A 15,739-nucleotide genomic window follows, 5' to 3' on the forward strand; every position below is an offset into this window, starting at 1 on the left:
ACATCATCAAGTCTGGACACAAGCCTTACCTCCTGCAGAGGATTAGACTCGCAGCTGATCCCATTTTAAAGGTGAGGTCAGGACATCGCTAACGGTTCAAGCGTTCGGTCCGGCTGCCTGAGGGCGACGTTCCGGCGCGTAACGGGTCCGGCCTGTCGAAATCGGCGGCGTCGCGGCGCTTCGTGGCGCTGTCGGCGGCGCGGCTGCGGGAATGGATGGCGCGGGACCTCTCCGCCCTGGATTTGTTGGTGATCCAGATCGACGGGGTGCGCATGGTCGAGGACATGACCCTCGTGGCGGCGCTCGGCGTTGACGCAAGTGTAAATGCCGACTTTAAATTCCCCAGAAGCGCCGAAGTAAAATTCCCCAGGCTGGCGGGCGTTGGCGATCAGCCGATGTCTTGATCCGCGCCTCCGTTCTTGGGCGGTCGCTCACGACGACGCAGGGTCGGCGGGATTGGCGCGGGTTGTATGCTGGCTTTCATCCGAACATGTTCGGGCAAGAGGTCGGCGTGCTCGCGCAGGCGATAGCTCGAGCCTTCCATCTGGAAGACGACGGCGTGATGCACGAGACGGTCGAGCAGCGCCGTGGCGACGACAGGATCGCCGAAGATCTCGCCCCATTCGGCGAAGCCGCGGTTCGAGGTGAGGATCATGGCGCCTTTTTCATAACGGGCGTTGACGAGCTGGAAGAACAGATTGCCGCCGCCCGGCGTAACGGGCAGATAGCCGATCTCGTCCACGATCAGCAGCGAGAAGCGGCAGAAGTAACGTATCTTCTCCCGCAGCGTCCCTTCGCGTTCGGCCCTGGCCAGCGTCGCGACGGTGTCGGCGAGGGAGGCAAAGTAGACGCTGCGGCCGGCTTTGACGGCTTCGACGCCGAGCGCCAGGCTGAGATGGGTTTTGCCCGTGCCGGCACAAGGGGCGGCAATGCGTCGGGTAGTCGGCGGCGTGGCGCTGGCGACGGCATTTTCCGATGAGCCGGATCGAGACGTTTTTCGCCACGGCCCTCGAGCGGCGCATGGGCGGCGATCAATGCGCCATCTTCGAAGATGCGGATGGCGTCGGCGAAGACATGGACATCGAGGACGCGTCAGCGCGTCGTGTCCGGCACGCTGTAGAGATTGCCGCCGACGCTGACCATGCCTTCGTGGGAGGCGCGTCGCTCGAGCCGCAGCACTGCCTGATAAGGCGTGGATGGCAATGGCTTGAGCGACGCCTTTTCCTCGGCGAAAGCCTCATTGACGACGCGCCTGGTTATGGCGTGGACCCGCGGATTGGCGACGGTGTCCAGCCAGGTCCGAAGCTGGGCGTTCAGATCGTCGAGATTGCGGAAGGCGGCGCCCAGGAAAAAATCTTCCCGGATGTAGCGAAAGGGCCGCTCCACCTTGCCCTTCGTCTTGGCGCGGTAGGGCTTGCAGGCGCGCGGCTGAAAGCCGTAATGGCGCGCCAGATCGAGCAGCGCGCGATTGTAGACGACGAGGCCGTCCGGGTCTTCCCCGATGACGGCGGTCTTCATGCGATCGTAAAGGATCTCGCCCGGAACGCCGCCGAGCGCCTCGAAGGCGGCCATGTGGCAGCGCAGGACGCTCTGCATATCCTGGTGCAGGACGAAGCGCGCCCAGATGAAGCGGGAATGGCCCAGGACCATGGAAAAGAGCCAGACGATCCGCTTGACGCCGGGCTCATCGAGGAACTCGACATCGAAGCGGGCGAAGTCGACCTGAGCCTGTTCGCCGGGCGGCGTCTCGAAGCGCACCTCGAAGCCTTTCGGGCGCGGCGGCCGAAGTTCGCGCAGGAAGTCGGTGACTGCAGTGTAGCCGCCGGCATATCCGCGGCCCTTGATCTCTCGCCACAACCGGCGGCCGCTCAGCGCCGGAAAGGCGGCGAGGCGCTCCCGTAGATAGGGTTCGAAGGTAGCGATCGCGCGTTCGCGCGGCGGCCGGGCCTTGTAGCAGGGCGCCGCCAGCCCCGAAGCGATGTGCTTGCGGACCGTCTTCCTGTCGATTCCGAGCTGGCGCGCGATAGCGGACACAGAGACACGCTGACGATGCAATTCCAGGATCATGACAATTTCCCCGAGTTTGATCACGGCGCCCTCCCTCCCGCCAACGGGAGCAGCGTCGGTGAGTCGGCGCGCCACCCGGCCTTCCAGGGCATGCCCTGGAAGGCCGGGCGCCACGAAAACTGGGGAATTTTCAATCGAAACATTTGGGGAGTTTACGTCCGGCACTCACAACGCAAGCGGTGACAAACATCCGCTCGGGCTGGTGGAGGGCGCGACGGAAAACGCAGCGACCGTGCAGGCCTTGATCGACAATCTCGTCGAGCGCGGGCTCGATCCCGCTGTTCCTCGCCTGTTCATCATCGACGGCTCCAAAGCGCTCGCCAAGGCGATCCGGGCGACCTTCGGGCGCGAGGCGGCCATTCAGCGCTGCCAGATCCACAAGGCGCGCAACATCCTGGACCGGCTGCCGAAATCCATGCATGCGTCCGTTCGCCGAGTGCTGCGTCAGGCATGGGAGATGAATGACGCCTCGAAGGCCGAGAAGCTATTGCGCAACCTCGCCCGGCGCCTTGAAAAGGACTGGCAAGGCGTTTCCGCCTCGATCCTCGAGGGGTTCGACGAGATGCTGACCGTCACGAGGCTGGGTCTGCCGCCTGAGCTGCGGCGATCGCTCGCGTGCACGAACATGATCGAAAACGTGATGGGGACGTTGCGGCGCGTCTGCCGGAACGTGAAATACTGGCGATCCCCGTCGATGGCTCTCCGTTGGGCGGGCGCAGCCATGCAAGAAGCCGCCAAGGGCTTTCGGCGGCTCAAGGCCCACAAGCAGCTCCCGATCCTGAGGGCGGCGCTCGCCGCCCGAAAGCTGAACGTCACTTCAGCCAGCTCGAATCTTGCTGATGCCGCGAGGGCAGCATAGTCTTTCAACCAGCGACGCCCGCTGCTCGCTTTTCAACAGCAAGCGGGACATCCCCTCGTCAAGACGGCCACGCCGATAACGAACGATAGCTTTAGGGCCCGGACCCATAAAATGGTTGGCGTGAGTGCCGTATCGTGATTCACAGCTTCCGAAAGGAAGCGCTCATGATCCTGAAATCTGGCGGGCGGTGGATCGATGCGCCGCCGGAATACGGGCCGAGGAAGACACTCTATAACCGCTATGTCCGCTGGGCGGCGAAGGGCGTTTGGCTCAATCTGTTCCATGTGCTCGCCGCGGCTGGCGGGCCGCCCGCACAGCTTCTGATCGACTCCTCCGCGGTCAAGGCGCATCGGTCGGCCAGCGGGGGCAAAGGAGGGAGCGCGCCCAGGCGATCGGTCGATCGCGCGGCGGACGCACGACCAAAATCCATGCGCTGACGGACGCGCAATGCCGGCCGGTCGCCTTCATGCTCACTGGCGGCAATGTCGCCGATTGCACAGCAGGAGCCGAGCTTCTGTCGAAGATGCCCGCCTGCGACATCCTGCATGGCGACAAGGGCTACGACAGCGACGCCCTTCGCCACCAGATTGAGGCTGACGGGGCCATGCCGAACATCCCGCCGAAGGCCAATCGCAAGTGGAAGAACTGTAAGCGCTCAACGGGACCCGTGTAGCGGCTATAGGCTTTGACGCCGATGATTGGTTGCCCTGGATTCGGGTGATCGACATAGGTCTGAGCATATGTCTGGAGATAGAACGTTTCAGGTTTTGGATGTCAGCCCGGCGCGAACCCGTCGCACGTGGTCTCGCGCGGCGAAGGAGATGATCGTCGCCGAGGCAAGCGAGGCGGGCGCCAACGTGTCGGCGGTCGCCAGAGCGCACGGCGCTAGCGTGCAGCAGGTGTTTCGCTGGCGCCGAGAGGCTTAGAAGGCGGCTGCAGCTGGATCGTCGGTCTCGTTTGTCGAGCTGGCTCCTGCACAGAAGGTTGAACCGGCTCCGGTTCAAACCGATGCGTGCGAGATTGCTGTGGCTGGCGTCATCCTGCGCATCGGCCCCTGTGTCCCCACAAAACGGGTGGTCGAGCTCATTCGCGCGGCGCGCCTGGCATGATTCCTCCACATGCCCGGATTGTTCTTGCGACGAAGCCAGTCGACTTTCGCAAAGGCCCGGACGGGCTGGCGGCGCTCGTGCGCGACGGTGGCGGCGATCCCTTCGGGGGCGCCCTTTACGTCTTTCGGGCCAAGCGCGCGGATCGCGTAAAGATCATCTGGTGGGACGGCACGGGCCTGTGCCTGTTCGCCAAGCGACTGGAGACAGATCGTTTCTGCTGGCCGAAGCTCACGTCGGGAACGATCCATATGTCCGTTTCCCAGCTTACGGCCCTCGTCGAGGGCATGGATTGGACACGGGTTCGCAGCGCGCCCCAAACACGGCCGACGAGCGTCGGCTGAAGATGCGGCATAGTGATTCATATGCTTGTCTTCGAAGCATGGATGGCGACCTGCACGACCTCCCCGACGACCCCGCGGCGCTGAAGGCGATGATCGCCGACATGCGGCTTTCGCAGACGTCTCTCCAGGCGGAAGTCGTGGCGCTGAAAGCGGCGGGCGCCGAGGCGCAGGCGCGGATCGAACGCCTGCATCTTCTGTTGAAAACCATTCAGCGCGCGACCTACGGGCGCAGCTCCGAGAAGCTCGACAACAGCCAATACGCCTTCTCCTTCGAAGAAGTGCAGACGGGGCTTGGCGCGGTCGAGGCCAAACTGGAAAGCCTTCGGCCAAAAGCGGCTCATAAATCCGGCGGCCGTCGTCCGCTATCGGCGCATCTGGAGCGCATTGAGGAAGTCATCGAGCCGGATCCGCTGACGTGCGCCTGCGGCGCTTGCGCGCGGGTCAAGATCGGGGAGGACGTCAGCGAACGCCTCGACGTCACTGCTCCAAAGTTCTGCGTGATCGTGACGCGCCGTCCCCGATACGCCTGCACGGCATGCCGCGAGAGCGTCATCCAGGCGCCGGCGCCCGCTCGCCTGATCGAGGCCGGGATCGCCACGGAGCGACTTCTGGCCACCATTGCCGTCTCCAAATACGCCGATGGATTGCCGCTCTACCGCCAGGAGGCGATCTTCGCGCGCGAGAGGGTCGAACTCGGGCGCAATCTCCATGGCCGGCTGGATGGGGCATGTCGGGTTCCACCTCGAGCCGCTGGCCGAACGTCTCTTTCAGCTCATCCGGGCTGGTGACACAATCTTCGCCGACGAGACAACCTTGCCGGTGCTTGCGCCCGGACGGGGCCGAACGCGGACTGGCTATTTGTGGACCTATCTGCGAGACGACCGGCCCTGGGGCGGCGCCGGGCCGCCGATCGTCGTCTACCGCTTTGAGGACAGCCGCGGTGCGGAGCGCCTCGAACGGCATCTGGCAGGCTGGCGCGGCATCCTTCAATGCGACGGCTATGCGGCCTATCGCCGACTTGCGGAGCCCGACCGGCCCGGGGGACCGGTGACGCTTGCCTGCTGCTGGTCGCATCTGCGCCGGGAGTTTTACAAACTCCATATCGCGGGGGTCTCGCAGACGGCGACCTGGACAGTCGAGCGCATGGCGGACCTATGGGCGGTCGAGGAGCAGATCAGAGGTTGCGATCCGCAAACCCGTCGTGACGTTCGCCGCCATTCCTCAACGCCGATTGTTGACGAGCTTCAGACTCAATGGGAAGCCGAGCTGGCGCGGATCTCCGGAAAATCCAAACTTGCGGAGGCGATCCGATACGGCCTGACTCGGACGGAGTTCCGATGCTTTCTTGATGACGGCCGCGTCGAGCTCGACAACAATAGCGTGGAGCGCGCAATCCGCCCGCAGACCATCACGCGTAAAAATGTGCTGTTCGCGGGGTCAGAGGCGGGCGGCGACACCTGGGCGACAATCGCATCCCTCCTGGCAACCGCGCGTCTCAACGACGTCGATCCCAACGCATGGCTGACGCAGACGCTCGAGCGCATCGCCGCCGGTTGGCCCAACAAAGACATCGACGCACTCATGCCCTGGAACTTCGCACGCCCCTGACGCCAAGCGTTGGACGCTTACGAAGAACTGCTTCTCGCCGTTCCTCTATCGCAACCGCAACACCATCGAGTGCATGTTCTGTCGACTGAAGGACTTCAGGCGCGTCGCAACGCGGTATGACCGCAGCTCTGCAAACTTCCTTGCTGCAGTCTGTATCGCAGCTACCGTCAGCTTTTGGTTATGACTCTGGACCTAAGCCAATCAGGCACTAAAGTACATAACATCCTCAGATGTCTAACCGTCTTCCGAAGTCGTAGGCGTGACCGGCCCGAACTCAGCGTTGCTGTAAAAATAGGTGAACATCAGCCCGAGCATGGCAAGTGAGGCGAATAGTCCGGAAAAACCTCCGATCCACAGGCCCGACGACTCGCCAATCTCGCGGGTGACGTCGTGGCCGGCCATACCTCCCAGTAAGGATACGAAGAGGGCATTTATATGCACGATGCGGGGAAACTTATCCGCGAGTTCATCGGGAACCGTGCCGCTAGGAAAAAACTTCAGCGCCACGACGCGCGCTTGTCCAATGACGATGACCGACAGCAACCCCGCGACCACACCAATCAAGAGGCCGCTATTGAAAAAGTTACCCAAAACGCTTCCCACAACAGCACCGACGCATAGGCCCAAACCAAGCAAAAGCATGACATAAATCGAGGTGAGACCTCCGCTCCGATCGACGGCCATCCGATTCATTCCCGCGTTTAAGGAGCCTTCCCCCAGGTAGCCCGGACGTAAAATTAGATCAGCCCACGAACGAACTCTGTCAAGGTGGCAAGCAGTCAGGTATTTCCTCAGGGGCCCGGAGTTTGACGCCGTTGCAGCGGTGCTGGCGCAGCAGCGTTAGTTAAAGCTTGGGGCCCCGCGATGACTCCAAAGATGATATTCGGGACAGATGAACTTCCTGCGCCTCTGGGGGAATACGAGCAGTCGGCCCCTGCGATGCGGCTCGACCTCATGCACGGTGTGTTATAGGGGTGGCGCTCGAGCTAATGCTGGCGAGGCTCGGTTTGCGCCTGGGCGGAGCGGGCGCCCCTGTTGAGACACGGTAGCGACGGCGCAGTCAAAGGCGGTTTAACTGTGGACCGACAAAGGCGTAGCTGCGTCCTGTGAGGATCGACCAAGAACACATGCTCAATGCATGTTGCTTAATGCTAACTAAGGGGGGGCGCCTGATGATAAAAGGCGGTAATACGTTTGAGATACAAGCCTCTAGCCCATCCTATTCGCGCAGCCTGCCAGCTTTGCTGAGTTTTTTCCGCGGCACGATCGCGGACGTGCGTCCGCGTTGCGTTTGGCCGCTGAGTAATCTCTGCACTTTTGGAACGCGTTGGAGTTGAAAGGACGGGCTCTCTGGGGCTTGCGGATGCGGTCTCTGCCCCGTCGTTCACGGTCCTGCCGGTTGCAATGCGCCGGCCAGACATCGGAATAGCCCGGCTTGTGGGCAAGCGCTGGCCAGCGCAAGCCGAATGCGGCTTGCGGTCTCGACGATACGCGCGCCGATCTTCAGCAGCCTCTCGCGCAGGGTGGCAAATTCGGCGACGGCGAGCGGATGGGGTTTTGGAATGGCGTCGCGCAGTTCGAGCATCAGCCAATAGGCGGCTGTATGCAGGAAGAGCCGCATCTGATTGGCGAGCGGCGCCCGGCAGGAGGTGCGGTCCGAGGCCAGCTGGCTCTTGTGCAATTTGATTAGATTTTCCATTGGCCACGCGCGCAATAGAGCGCGTCGTAGATATGTTCGGCTGAGTGCGTCGTGATGTTGGTGACGACATAGCGAATATCGAGCCCCAGTTCCGTCGCTTCGATGCGGGCGCAGACGCGGCACCCGGCCCGCCAGGATTTGGCCGCGTAGTTCGTTTCCGCGTAGCCACGCAGGACGAGCATCTGTTCCAATGCGCGGCGGGTGCGGATGTCGTCGGCCTTGTCTTCGACGGCGGCGGCGAGAAGCTTATTGCCGGACAGGCCGAAAACATAATCGAGGCCATTGTCCTCGCACCAATCCATCACCTCGTGGCGACCATAATGGCCATCGCCCCGGATGGTGATCCTGGTCGTCGGCCAATGCGCGCGGATGCGGCGGACGACCCGGCGCAAATGACCGCGCACTTCTTTGCCGGTCGGCGTCTTTCCCGGGCGTAGAATGATGGCGACAGGGCGTCCGGTCGCGGTGTCGTAGATATGGATCGGCAGGAAGCAGCGCTCGTCATAATGCGCATTGAACAGCGACAATTGCTGATGCCCATGCACGACGTCGCAGGTGTCGTCGATATCGAGCGTGACGGCTTTCGGAGGCGCAGTGTAGCTGGCGCAATAATGATCGATCAGCACGCGACCAAGTTTCACGATTTCGCGCAAGGTCGGCGCATTCTCCCAACGTGACATGGTCGGCTGCGAGCACAAATCGTTCCCCGTATCGGGCAAGCGCCCGCAGGCGATCTTGAAGGCCGGATCCTTGCGGAGATGATCGAGATCGTCTGCATCCTCGTAACCGCAGGCGATCGCGAGAATGCGCGCACGAAAAATGCTGGCGAGCGAACGGGTGATCAGCAAGGGATTACGCGGATCGGCGATGACGGCGGCGAGCTTGTCCGCCAGACCCAAACGATGCTCGGCTTGCCCCAAGAGCATCAACCCAGCGTCCGAGGTGATGCGTCCACCGTCGAAAGCGGCGGTGATCTTCTTGCGGCCAACGGCTGGAAACGAGAACGGGAGGGGAATATCTTCGTTCATGGCGGGTGTGGCGTCGAAGTGATGACGTAAGGGTCGGCGTAGACAACCAATCCATACACTAAATCAACACGTTACGCCACGCTCGCCAACCGATAATCACACCATCGCTGAATAAGATGGGCTAGAGTTTGAGCGTCTGCCGCGCGACTCTCAACTTGAGAATCTTCTGTCGCGCCATAAGCGTCACCCGATCGAGTGGGGCGGCTCAACCTTTTTCGCGTGTCCACTTGGCGCTGCCCGATGGTTGGCGCATGTTCGTCGCCAGGAGGACGCCCATGACTTGGAAACGGCTCGGCCCACTACATTGGATTGACCCGGAGACGCTTGAGAGACAGGCCCTGGCCGCGGGCTCGGGCCTGATTGCTACGGAGCGCAGTCTTTGGGTTGTAGCTGATGACCTTCACCATCTTGTGCGTCTTGGGAGGCAAGACCAGCTTCTCGGAAAAGGCTTCCGAATTCTCTCAGGTGAGTTACCAAAAGAGTTGAAGGCGCGCAAGCGTGCGAAGCCCGCCACCGAATGCCTCATTCAGCTCAGCTCCCATCCCGAGAGTTTGTCGATGTTGGCGTTTCCGTCAGGATCGAAGCGCTACCGCTTCCGAGCTAGCGAGATCCGTGTCGATACGGCTGACAAGTTCGTAGGTTCGCGAGAGATTGACGTCTCAGCACTCCTTGGATTTTTGAGTGAACATATTCCAGATTTGAATATTGAAGGCGGTGTAATCTTAGGAGAAAAAGTCCTACTTTTTCAGCGAGGAAACGGCAAAGCCGGCTGCAACGCCGTTATCGACTTTGGCCTCGATCATTTGCGGGCGCTTCTCCATGGCCAATTTATGAGGGCGACGTTTAGTCCCCGAATTATTGAGATGCAGCTGCCGAAGATAGCCGGAGTCAGTCTCACGTTTACCGACGCATGCGTATACGAGCGACAAGTTTATTTCTCCGCCGCCGCTGAGCGCGGGTCTTCAACATATGACGACGGAGAGATTATTGCCTCGGCGATCGGGCGAATCGGACCGAGACCAGACCTTTTGACTCAGATTGAGGCGGCCAAGGTTGAGGGTCTGGCGGTCGCCAGAAGTGATGAGAGCACTACGACCTTTTTCGCTGTCACGGACGCAGATGATCCCCTAAGCCCTTCACAGCTCATGGAAGTAAAGGTCTAGTTTCAGCTTCAACTCCTGGAAGCTGTGTCCGAACGGTTACATTCTCCTGATCAATTGGCCGGTAAGTTGGGTTGTCACGTTGCACGAAATTGTAAGGCGGGGCAAAAAGGCGGGAGAGAGCCGTCCACCCTTCAAACCGTTCTTTCTCGCGGGATTACGAGCTTACCGTCTGCGCCGCGCTTGAGGCGGCCGGCGTGATTTCGTCGACGAAAACGGCGAGGGGCCGGGCGCGCGGCTGAGGAAGGCAGAGTCAAAATGAGCGAGCGGGAGGCAGACCATAGGCGGAAGGGGATTCCCTTTGAAAAGCTTCGCGAGGGCCGCTGCAAATTCCCGCTCGGCACGATCACCGCCCGAGTGGTTTTGCGGAGAACCCGCGCCCATCGCGGCGGTCTATTGCGAACGGTGTCAGGCGAAAGCCTATAATCGCTTCGGAAGGCGCAGATAAACTCGGCCAGCGGGGGCGATGGCGATGAAGCTGAGAGTTGAAATGACGCTCACGGCCGAAACAGCCCAGAGGCTGAAGGAGACGGGCGAACGCATCGCGGCGATGAATCTCGGGGACGATGGTATGCTCGCGGCGGCTATCCTGATGCGCATAGCTGCGGATTATGAGCGGGCGCGCGAGGCGAAGGCGGCTGGAACAATTCCGCTGGAGAGTCTCAACGCTGAAAATGACGAATAGGCCAGAGGCGCACATGGTTAGGATCGTCGAACACCGCAGCGCTCTTCCAACCGGGCCGATCCTTGTGGTGCACGTGCGCCACGACGGCAACGCGGAGCCGGCCGTTTTCGCCCACATAGCAGTCGAGGTTTTCGGTCAGCGTCCGCACCGCGACGCCTTCCCCGAACGCATGCCCGTCGAAGAGGCATTCCTGCAGGCGCTCGCCTATGCCGAACGCGCCGGGCTCACGGTGATCTGGATTGACGACCCCGGCGGGTTGTTCCCGCCGGAGAAACGCCCGGTTCGAGATGTGGGCAGGTAATATAAAAGCCGCGAAGCACAGCGCGTGAGGCTGAGGAAGGGGAAGGCGGCATGACGATTTTTCGCTCGCTTTGGGGAAAACGGCCGAAATTCATGCGAGGGCGCGGAAACCAGCCTGGAGAAGACGACGAGAGCTATTTCGTCGCGTTTGTGTTTATCGGCTTCGCGCTTCTATTTGTCGTTCTATTCGCATTTTAGACGTGCTCCCACACGGTCAATTTCGCTGGCGGCCAGCAACGCCCCAGAGGATGACCGCCAGCCCTCGCCCGCTGCGTGCGACGGGCGGCGAGATTGCGGCGATATTCACGCCGGAGAAACCTGACGCTGGGCCGTCGATGGCCGCCAGCCCGGTTTTGTCAGCATGGCCGATCGAGCTGGCCATGCGCGAGGACCTCAGACGACTGGATTGCGCGAATTGAGATCGGCAAGGATCGCCGCCTTCATGGCGTACATTGTCGGGAACCATCTTGGCTGGAAATTTCCGAGTTCGCGCTGAAAATGGCATCAAATGTGAAAATAGGGGCCGGCAATATTCTCAGCTCGGCCGTCGATCGCCGATTTGAGCAATAGGCAGATGGGTATTAGATACCCCTCGGTCAGGACAGCCACCAGCGTATCTCCGCCAACATAGGCGCGACCCCATGCTGTCTTCCCCTGCGCATCGAGAACGATGTCGTAGGCATCGCCCTTTGCCGGCAACCAAGCTCGCGCGGAAACCTCTCGCCAGAGGCCGGGTAGGCTGTGCCTTTGGCGAACTCCTGCCCCGTCACGCGGCCAACGAGCCAGGACCCGCCGCCCAGTTCCGTATGAAGCGCGTCATAAGCATTGTTGCTATACGCGCCGATGGGCGCTCAGCGGCTCGGCGCCGTGCGTCCATCGAGGCTGGACACCATATGTCAGATGACGTGTGGTTGCTTCATACGCTGCCTCGCGTTCAGCCGGTCAGGGCCGAATCATCAACTCGATCGCCTCGCGATCGTTCATCGTGCGATAGCCATCGGGCACACCATTGAGGTGACCGTTCGTAATGCGGCATGCCCACGCGGATGACCGTCATTCGGCGGGGGGCTCGACGCCGATCGGGACGGCAAGTAGCTGAAAATCGCGTGCTCCAGAGGGGTCACTCGATTACGCCGATTCACACCGCCCTCCCCCATTGCCATTCCAGCGTTCGCAAAGGCGAGGTCGGGAGCGTCGCTTATCCCCTCGCCCACCATCAGCGTGGGATCCAAGCGGCGTTAGGCGACGGGCGTCATGCATGTCAAAAGGAACGCGTTCAGCAAGCACGGCGTCAAGATCGAGCGCGGGGCGAATCCTTTCGGCTGTTTGCACGCGGTCGCCTGTCGCCATCACGATTGGCGCCCGCGCGGCGCACGGCGGCTATCGCCGCGGAGCTTTGTTCGCCGCGCCTCATCGGCAAAGATCAGCACGGCTATCACGCACCTATTCCTCGAGTGCTTTTTGCCACGAGCCAGCTTCAGAGAACCGTCTAAAATCGTTTCCCTCGACGAGGCCCTCCAGACCAACCAAAGCCGACAGGCCTAAGCCGGTCATTGCCGGAGATCTTCCCTGAGCAGTCCTCCGGCTACACCAGACGGATTCGCCCATTCCTTGGCAGTGAATGGCCCATTCGAAGTCTTGCCTGCAGAGCTTCTTGCTTTCGTAAGATCACCGCTTTAGCCTTGGTTTGGAATGCGACCCAACGAGGGAGGCGGCCCATGTCTGCAAAAAATCCAACACTATTATCCAAATACGAGGCTTGGTTCTCGGCATTATCATGGAAGGCTAAAATTCCTCTCATTTTTGCAGTCCCGATCAGTGTCATTTTGATCGCGACCGCTTTGCTTAATCTCTTCAATTACTCAGTCGGAACACGAACCGGGGTGATCAGCAAACTTTCCACGAAAGGGGTCGCATGTTGGACGAACGAGGGTGAGCTGGCGATGCCAAATTTTACCAGAGCTGGCCCCCGTTCTGGCAATGTGAACGTCGATAACACGTTTTCCTTTTCTGTCCCCGATCAAGGCGTTTGGAAGCAGCTGCAGGCAACCCCCTCGGGAAGCCCAGTCACTCTCGAATACCGCCAAAAGCTTTTTGCACTTGCCTGGCCCCTTCCTTTGTTCTGCATCAGAAAAACTGATTATGAAATTGTGGGCGTGCGACCAGCGCCAGCCTTTGAAATGCAGCCGCCGGTTCGCCCTTAAGGTTTAACGCCTCTTGACGACCCTTAGCCGTGGATCAAGGAGCCGTTTTAATACCGCACGGTTTATTCTCAGATTTTGCCGCTGAAGGCCGCAAGCAAAATGACACCGCCCTAGGCGGGGCCAAATTCTCATCGGATGTCCCATTGTTCGGGCGCTTTAGAACTTTTTCGCGTCCTGCACCACGGAAAAAACCGACACGTGCCGTCCACGGGCTTGGGAACATAGCCGTCTTCGCCCAGTTCGTGACCCCACTGATCAGACATCATCCGCGGCACCGATGATCGCGTCTTTGATTACACACCTGCGGAGGAGCGCCAGTCTTGAGGTCGATTGTCTTGGCGCGCTTGGCGGCTTCGACCGGCTTCTACACGGAACAAAAGAACCTCTACACTAAATGAACGCCCAGCATCAAGCGCGGGCAGGCCGCCTTTCGGGGCGCACTCCGGCAACGCCCTCAGCTGATAAACGCTTTACGCGCTCACCTGGCTGAACTTGGTTGGTCGTTGCGAAGGGCCCCGCCAATCTAAAATCCCACGGGGATATGATGGGCGGCGAGTGCTGCAGGTCGTGCAAAATGTTGACCTCCCCCGCACTCTCTTGGCAATGGGGGAAGGCGAAATTCAGCGGGAATACTTTACTGAGATTTTTTCATTCCGCGCTTTGAAGGCTGGGCTCGCGGTTATGAGCTAAGGCCCGCCGTAGCGAAGCAATCAAGCCCAGGAACTCGATGGCATAGAGAATGTAGTCGATCTGGTTCCAGAATGTAGAAAGACCAATCGTCACAGCCTTCTCGCCCAAGAAGGCTAGAGCTTCCTCGAAGTCGCGGGTCGAAACGCCCTTCAGATAGAGGATCCGATCAGCATCGCCAAGCTCTTTGAGCGTCGGGCATAGGGCGGCAGGATCGCGGGCGTAAAGCGGATACGTTCGGCATCGCCGGCGCCCGTCTCTCGGTCGCGCACGCGCGGCTGCTTTCGTGCCTGGCCTCGCGATCGTCTACGTCCACAATCACTGGACGGGCGGTTGGCCGGCGCTGATCACTGTGTTCGGATGGGTGTCGGTCATCATCGGCTTCGTAAGCATTGTCTTCCCGATGCAGTTGACGGGGATCATGCAGACGGCGGGGCCTGCGTTGCATGCCGTGCTGCCGATCATAGGGGCCGTCTTCCTGCTGGTGGGCGGCGTGTTGTCGTTCAAGGCCCACGGGCGGGAGTGAAGGCGCCGGTCGGCACGTTCCATTCAGTCTGATCATCAACGACAAAGGCGAAGCCGGCTAAAATGTGTCGAATCTTCGCCTTAGCCGAGAGCAAGGGCGAGACCTGTGGAAGCGTCGCCCTCTGGGTGACGTTAGCATAGAGGTAGAGCAGGGACTGCTTTTCCGTGACGGGTGAGCACTGAGAGAAGAGCCTCTCGGCGTCCGTCGCGGAGACGATCAATGATGGAGATTTTGGACGCGGCTCGCGCGCGTGATGGCGGCTACAAGGTGGATGCAAGCCGCGGCAGTCGCACGAGGACAGTCGACAGCACGGCAATCCGGGTCGAAGCCAGCCGCGACGACGCCGAAAGGCTTTCACTTGCAGTGCCGGGTTCCGACAGTCCGGTCGCCATGACTCATTGGAGTTTTAGCCAGCTCGCAAGCCTCGTCGGCGCTCCGGCGGCTTATCTTCGCCAGCTCCCGGCGCCGCTCGCCGGAATCAATCTGCAATATGGCTTAACCTCCCATCGCGCAGAGCAGGTGAAGACGCTCGAGGTCGAAAACGGCCGGGTCGAATTGCGTGCGGTGACCGGCCCCGACTATGGCCGGATCTATGATCATGAGCTCGTCTCCGCGGTGCAGCGCATCGCCGGCGACGGCGTGGGCGACACGCGCTGGAAGGTGCCAGGCGTGCTCGATTGGTCGACCGGTATCTACAACCCGAAAGTTGACGTCACCGAGGAGACGACGACGCTCTACGCCTCGGACCGGGACATCTTTCTCTTTCTCGTCGACGATCTCAATCCGATCGAAGCCGGCCGGCTTCCCGACGGCTCCCCAGACCTTTTCTTTCGGGGCTTCTACTGCTGGAATTCGGAGGTTGGGGCGAAGACGCTCGGGATCGCGAGCTTTTATCTGCGCGCCGTGTGTCAAAACCGCAATCTCTGGGGCGTCGAGGATTTCGAGGAGATCACGATTCGCCACTCGAAATACGCCGCCGCGCGGTTCGCGCATGAGGCGGCGCCGGCGCTGACCCGCTTCGCCAATTCCTCGCCGATGCCTTTCGTCGACGGGGTCAAGGCGGCGCGGCAGAAGATTGTCGCCCGCAACGATGATGACCGCACGGAATTCCTGCGCAAGCGTGGGTTCTCGAAAGCCGAGACGGCGAAGATCATCCAGACAGTCCTCGCCGAGGAAGGCCGCAAGCCCGAGAGCGTGTTCGATTTCGTGCAGGGGATCACGGCTGTCGCGCGGGGGAAGGCCCATCAGGATGCGCGGCTTGATTTCGAGGCGCGCGCCAAGAAGCTCTTCGACCGCGTTGCCTGAAAATCTACATCTTTGCGGGGGCCTGACGTGCAACCTGCAGCTGTCGCGGTGGCTCCCTCCCCGATTGAGTTTCTGCGGCGTCGCCCTCAAAAGATCCTATGGGAAGGGGTTCGCAGGGTGATAGGGGTCCAGGCGGGCTCTAACCCGCAGGAGGTTCTATC

The 15,739-nt window shown here is 60.9% G+C and carries 11 protein-coding genes and 10 pseudogenes; 14 read left to right on the forward strand and 7 right to left on the reverse strand.

Features of this window, described 5'->3' with window-relative positions; translation table 11 throughout:
* Positions 1-92: 92 nt before the first annotated feature.
* A pseudogene (locus RVU70_RS20025) lies at positions 93-314 on the forward strand (IS256 family transposase); the annotation flags it as partial.
* A gap of 74 nt (positions 315-388) precedes the next feature.
* On the opposite strand, the pseudogene RVU70_RS20030 reads toward RVU70_RS20025, so the two are convergent.
* Positions 389-913, reverse strand: a pseudogene (locus tag RVU70_RS20030) (ATP-binding protein); the annotation flags it as partial.
* Positions 892-2,091 (reverse strand): annotated as a pseudogene (gene istA, locus RVU70_RS20035) (IS21 family transposase); the annotation flags it as partial. The pseudogenes RVU70_RS20030 and istA, both read right to left, overlap by 22 nt.
* A gap of 151 nt (positions 2,092-2,242) precedes the next feature.
* Here istA and RVU70_RS20040 point away from each other — a divergent pair.
* The 6 genes and pseudogenes from RVU70_RS20040 to RVU70_RS20065 all read left to right on the forward strand — a co-directional run.
* Positions 2,243-2,926 (forward strand): annotated as a pseudogene (locus tag RVU70_RS20040) (transposase); the annotation flags it as partial.
* A 167-nt stretch (positions 2,927-3,093) separates the two neighbouring features.
* A pseudogene (locus tag RVU70_RS20045) lies at positions 3,094-3,575 on the forward strand (IS5 family transposase); the annotation flags it as partial.
* Positions 3,576-3,666: 91 nt separating this feature from the next.
* On the forward strand, positions 3,667-3,852 hold the full coding sequence (locus RVU70_RS20050) for a transposase (protein WP_363351627.1): 186 nt from the start codon (positions 3,667-3,669) through the stop codon (positions 3,850-3,852).
* A gap of 179 nt (positions 3,853-4,031) precedes the next feature.
* Positions 4,032-4,376: an IS66 family insertion sequence element accessory protein TnpB gene (gene tnpB, locus RVU70_RS20055; RefSeq protein WP_363351629.1), complete on the forward strand. Its 345-nt coding sequence runs from the start codon at positions 4,032-4,034 to the stop codon at positions 4,374-4,376.
* A gap of 38 nt (positions 4,377-4,414) precedes the next feature.
* Positions 4,415-5,984, forward strand: a pseudogene (tnpC, locus tag RVU70_RS20060) (IS66 family transposase).
* 4 nt (positions 5,985-5,988) lie between these two features.
* Positions 5,989-6,168: pseudogene (locus RVU70_RS20065) on the forward strand (IS5/IS1182 family transposase); the annotation flags it as partial.
* A gap of 50 nt (positions 6,169-6,218) precedes the next feature.
* Here RVU70_RS20065 and RVU70_RS20070 read toward each other — a convergent pair.
* Both RVU70_RS20070 and RVU70_RS20075 read right to left on the reverse strand, forming a co-directional pair.
* Positions 6,219-6,668, reverse strand: a complete 450-nt coding sequence (locus RVU70_RS20070) for a hypothetical protein (RefSeq protein WP_363351631.1) — start codon at positions 6,666-6,668, stop codon at positions 6,219-6,221.
* 700 nt (positions 6,669-7,368) lie between these two features.
* A pseudogene (locus tag RVU70_RS20075) lies at positions 7,369-8,711 on the reverse strand (IS1380 family transposase).
* A 275-nt stretch (positions 8,712-8,986) separates the two neighbouring features.
* On the opposite strand from RVU70_RS20075, the gene RVU70_RS20080 reads away from it, so the two are divergent.
* The 4 genes and pseudogenes from RVU70_RS20080 (at position 8,987) to RVU70_RS20090 (ending at position 10,857) form a co-directional block, all read left to right on the forward strand.
* Entirely contained in the window at positions 8,987-9,874 is an 888-nt protein-coding gene (locus tag RVU70_RS20080; protein ID WP_363351633.1) for a DUF6929 family protein, read from the forward strand.
* Between the two features lie 176 nt (positions 9,875-10,050).
* Positions 10,051-10,133, forward strand: a pseudogene (locus RVU70_RS21645) (transcriptional regulator); the annotation flags it as partial.
* A 210-nt stretch (positions 10,134-10,343) separates the two neighbouring features.
* Complete coding sequence (locus RVU70_RS20085) at positions 10,344-10,556, forward strand: hypothetical protein (RefSeq protein ID WP_363351635.1); 213 nt, start codon at positions 10,344-10,346, stop codon at positions 10,554-10,556.
* A gap of 13 nt (positions 10,557-10,569) precedes the next feature.
* Positions 10,570-10,857, forward strand: a complete 288-nt coding sequence (locus RVU70_RS20090; RefSeq protein WP_363351637.1) for a hypothetical protein — start codon at positions 10,570-10,572, stop codon at positions 10,855-10,857.
* A gap of 213 nt (positions 10,858-11,070) precedes the next feature.
* Here RVU70_RS20090 and RVU70_RS20095 read toward each other — a convergent pair whose 3' ends face one another.
* Together RVU70_RS20095 and RVU70_RS20100 are read right to left on the reverse strand one after the other, a co-directional pair.
* Complete coding sequence (locus tag RVU70_RS20095; RefSeq protein ID WP_363351639.1) at positions 11,071-11,238, reverse strand: hypothetical protein; 168 nt, start codon at positions 11,236-11,238, stop codon at positions 11,071-11,073.
* Between the two features lie 122 nt (positions 11,239-11,360).
* On the reverse strand, positions 11,361-11,555 hold the full coding sequence (locus RVU70_RS20100) for a hypothetical protein (protein WP_363351641.1): 195 nt from the start codon (positions 11,553-11,555) through the stop codon (positions 11,361-11,363).
* A 1,019-nt stretch (positions 11,556-12,574) separates the two neighbouring features.
* On the opposite strand from RVU70_RS20100, the gene RVU70_RS20105 reads away from it, so the two are divergent.
* Positions 12,575-13,060, forward strand: coding sequence for a hypothetical protein (locus RVU70_RS20105; protein ID WP_363351643.1), 486 nt, complete (start codon positions 12,575-12,577; stop codon positions 13,058-13,060).
* A 765-nt stretch (positions 13,061-13,825) separates the two neighbouring features.
* Here RVU70_RS20105 and RVU70_RS20115 read toward each other — a convergent pair.
* Positions 13,826-14,037 (reverse strand): annotated as a pseudogene (locus RVU70_RS20115) (transposase); the annotation flags it as partial.
* On the opposite strand from RVU70_RS20115, the gene RVU70_RS20120 reads away from it, so the two are divergent.
* Together RVU70_RS20120 and RVU70_RS20125 are read left to right on the forward strand one after the other, a co-directional pair.
* The gene (locus RVU70_RS20120; protein ID WP_363351645.1) at positions 14,034-14,273 is read left to right on the forward strand and encodes a hypothetical protein; all 240 of its coding nucleotides are present in this window, start codon (positions 14,034-14,036) and stop codon (positions 14,271-14,273) included. The pseudogene RVU70_RS20115 and the gene RVU70_RS20120 sit on opposite strands and share 4 nt — an antisense overlap.
* A 219-nt stretch (positions 14,274-14,492) precedes the next feature.
* On the forward strand, positions 14,493-15,578 hold the full coding sequence (locus RVU70_RS20125; RefSeq protein WP_363351647.1) for a DUF932 domain-containing protein: 1,086 nt from the start codon (positions 14,493-14,495) through the stop codon (positions 15,576-15,578).
* Positions 15,579-15,739 lie beyond the last annotated feature (161 nt).

Origin of the sequence: Methylocystis echinoides, assembly GCF_040687965.1 — a bacterium.
In the GTDB taxonomy this organism is placed as follows: Bacteria; Pseudomonadota; Alphaproteobacteria; order Rhizobiales; family Beijerinckiaceae; genus Methylocystis; species Methylocystis echinoides_A.

What these genes read in the sequence shown, in the direction of transcription:
- RVU70_RS20050 (WP_363351627.1), top strand. Translation starts at nt 3,667, where the DNA reads ATGTCTGGAGATAGAACGTTTCAGGTTTTGGATGTCAGCCCGGCGCGA.
- RVU70_RS20105 (WP_363351643.1), top strand. Translation starts at nt 12,575, where the DNA reads ATGTCTGCAAAAAATCCAACACTATTATCCAAATACGAGGCTTGGTTC.
- RVU70_RS20085 (WP_363351635.1), top strand. Translation starts at nt 10,344, where the DNA reads ATGAAGCTGAGAGTTGAAATGACGCTCACGGCCGAAACAGCCCAGAGG.
- RVU70_RS20095 (WP_363351639.1), bottom strand. Translation starts at nt 11,238, where the DNA reads ATGGCCAGCTCGATCGGCCATGCTGACAAAACCGGGCTGGCGGCCATC.
- RVU70_RS20125 (WP_363351647.1), top strand. Translation starts at nt 14,493, where the DNA reads ATGATGGAGATTTTGGACGCGGCTCGCGCGCGTGATGGCGGCTACAAG.
- RVU70_RS20090 (WP_363351637.1), top strand. Translation starts at nt 10,570, where the DNA reads ATGGTTAGGATCGTCGAACACCGCAGCGCTCTTCCAACCGGGCCGATC.
- tnpB (WP_363351629.1), top strand. Translation starts at nt 4,032, where the DNA reads ATGATTCCTCCACATGCCCGGATTGTTCTTGCGACGAAGCCAGTCGAC.
- RVU70_RS20080 (WP_363351633.1), top strand. Translation starts at nt 8,987, where the DNA reads ATGACTTGGAAACGGCTCGGCCCACTACATTGGATTGACCCGGAGACG.
- RVU70_RS20070 (WP_363351631.1), bottom strand. Translation starts at nt 6,668, where the DNA reads ATGGCCGTCGATCGGAGCGGAGGTCTCACCTCGATTTATGTCATGCTT.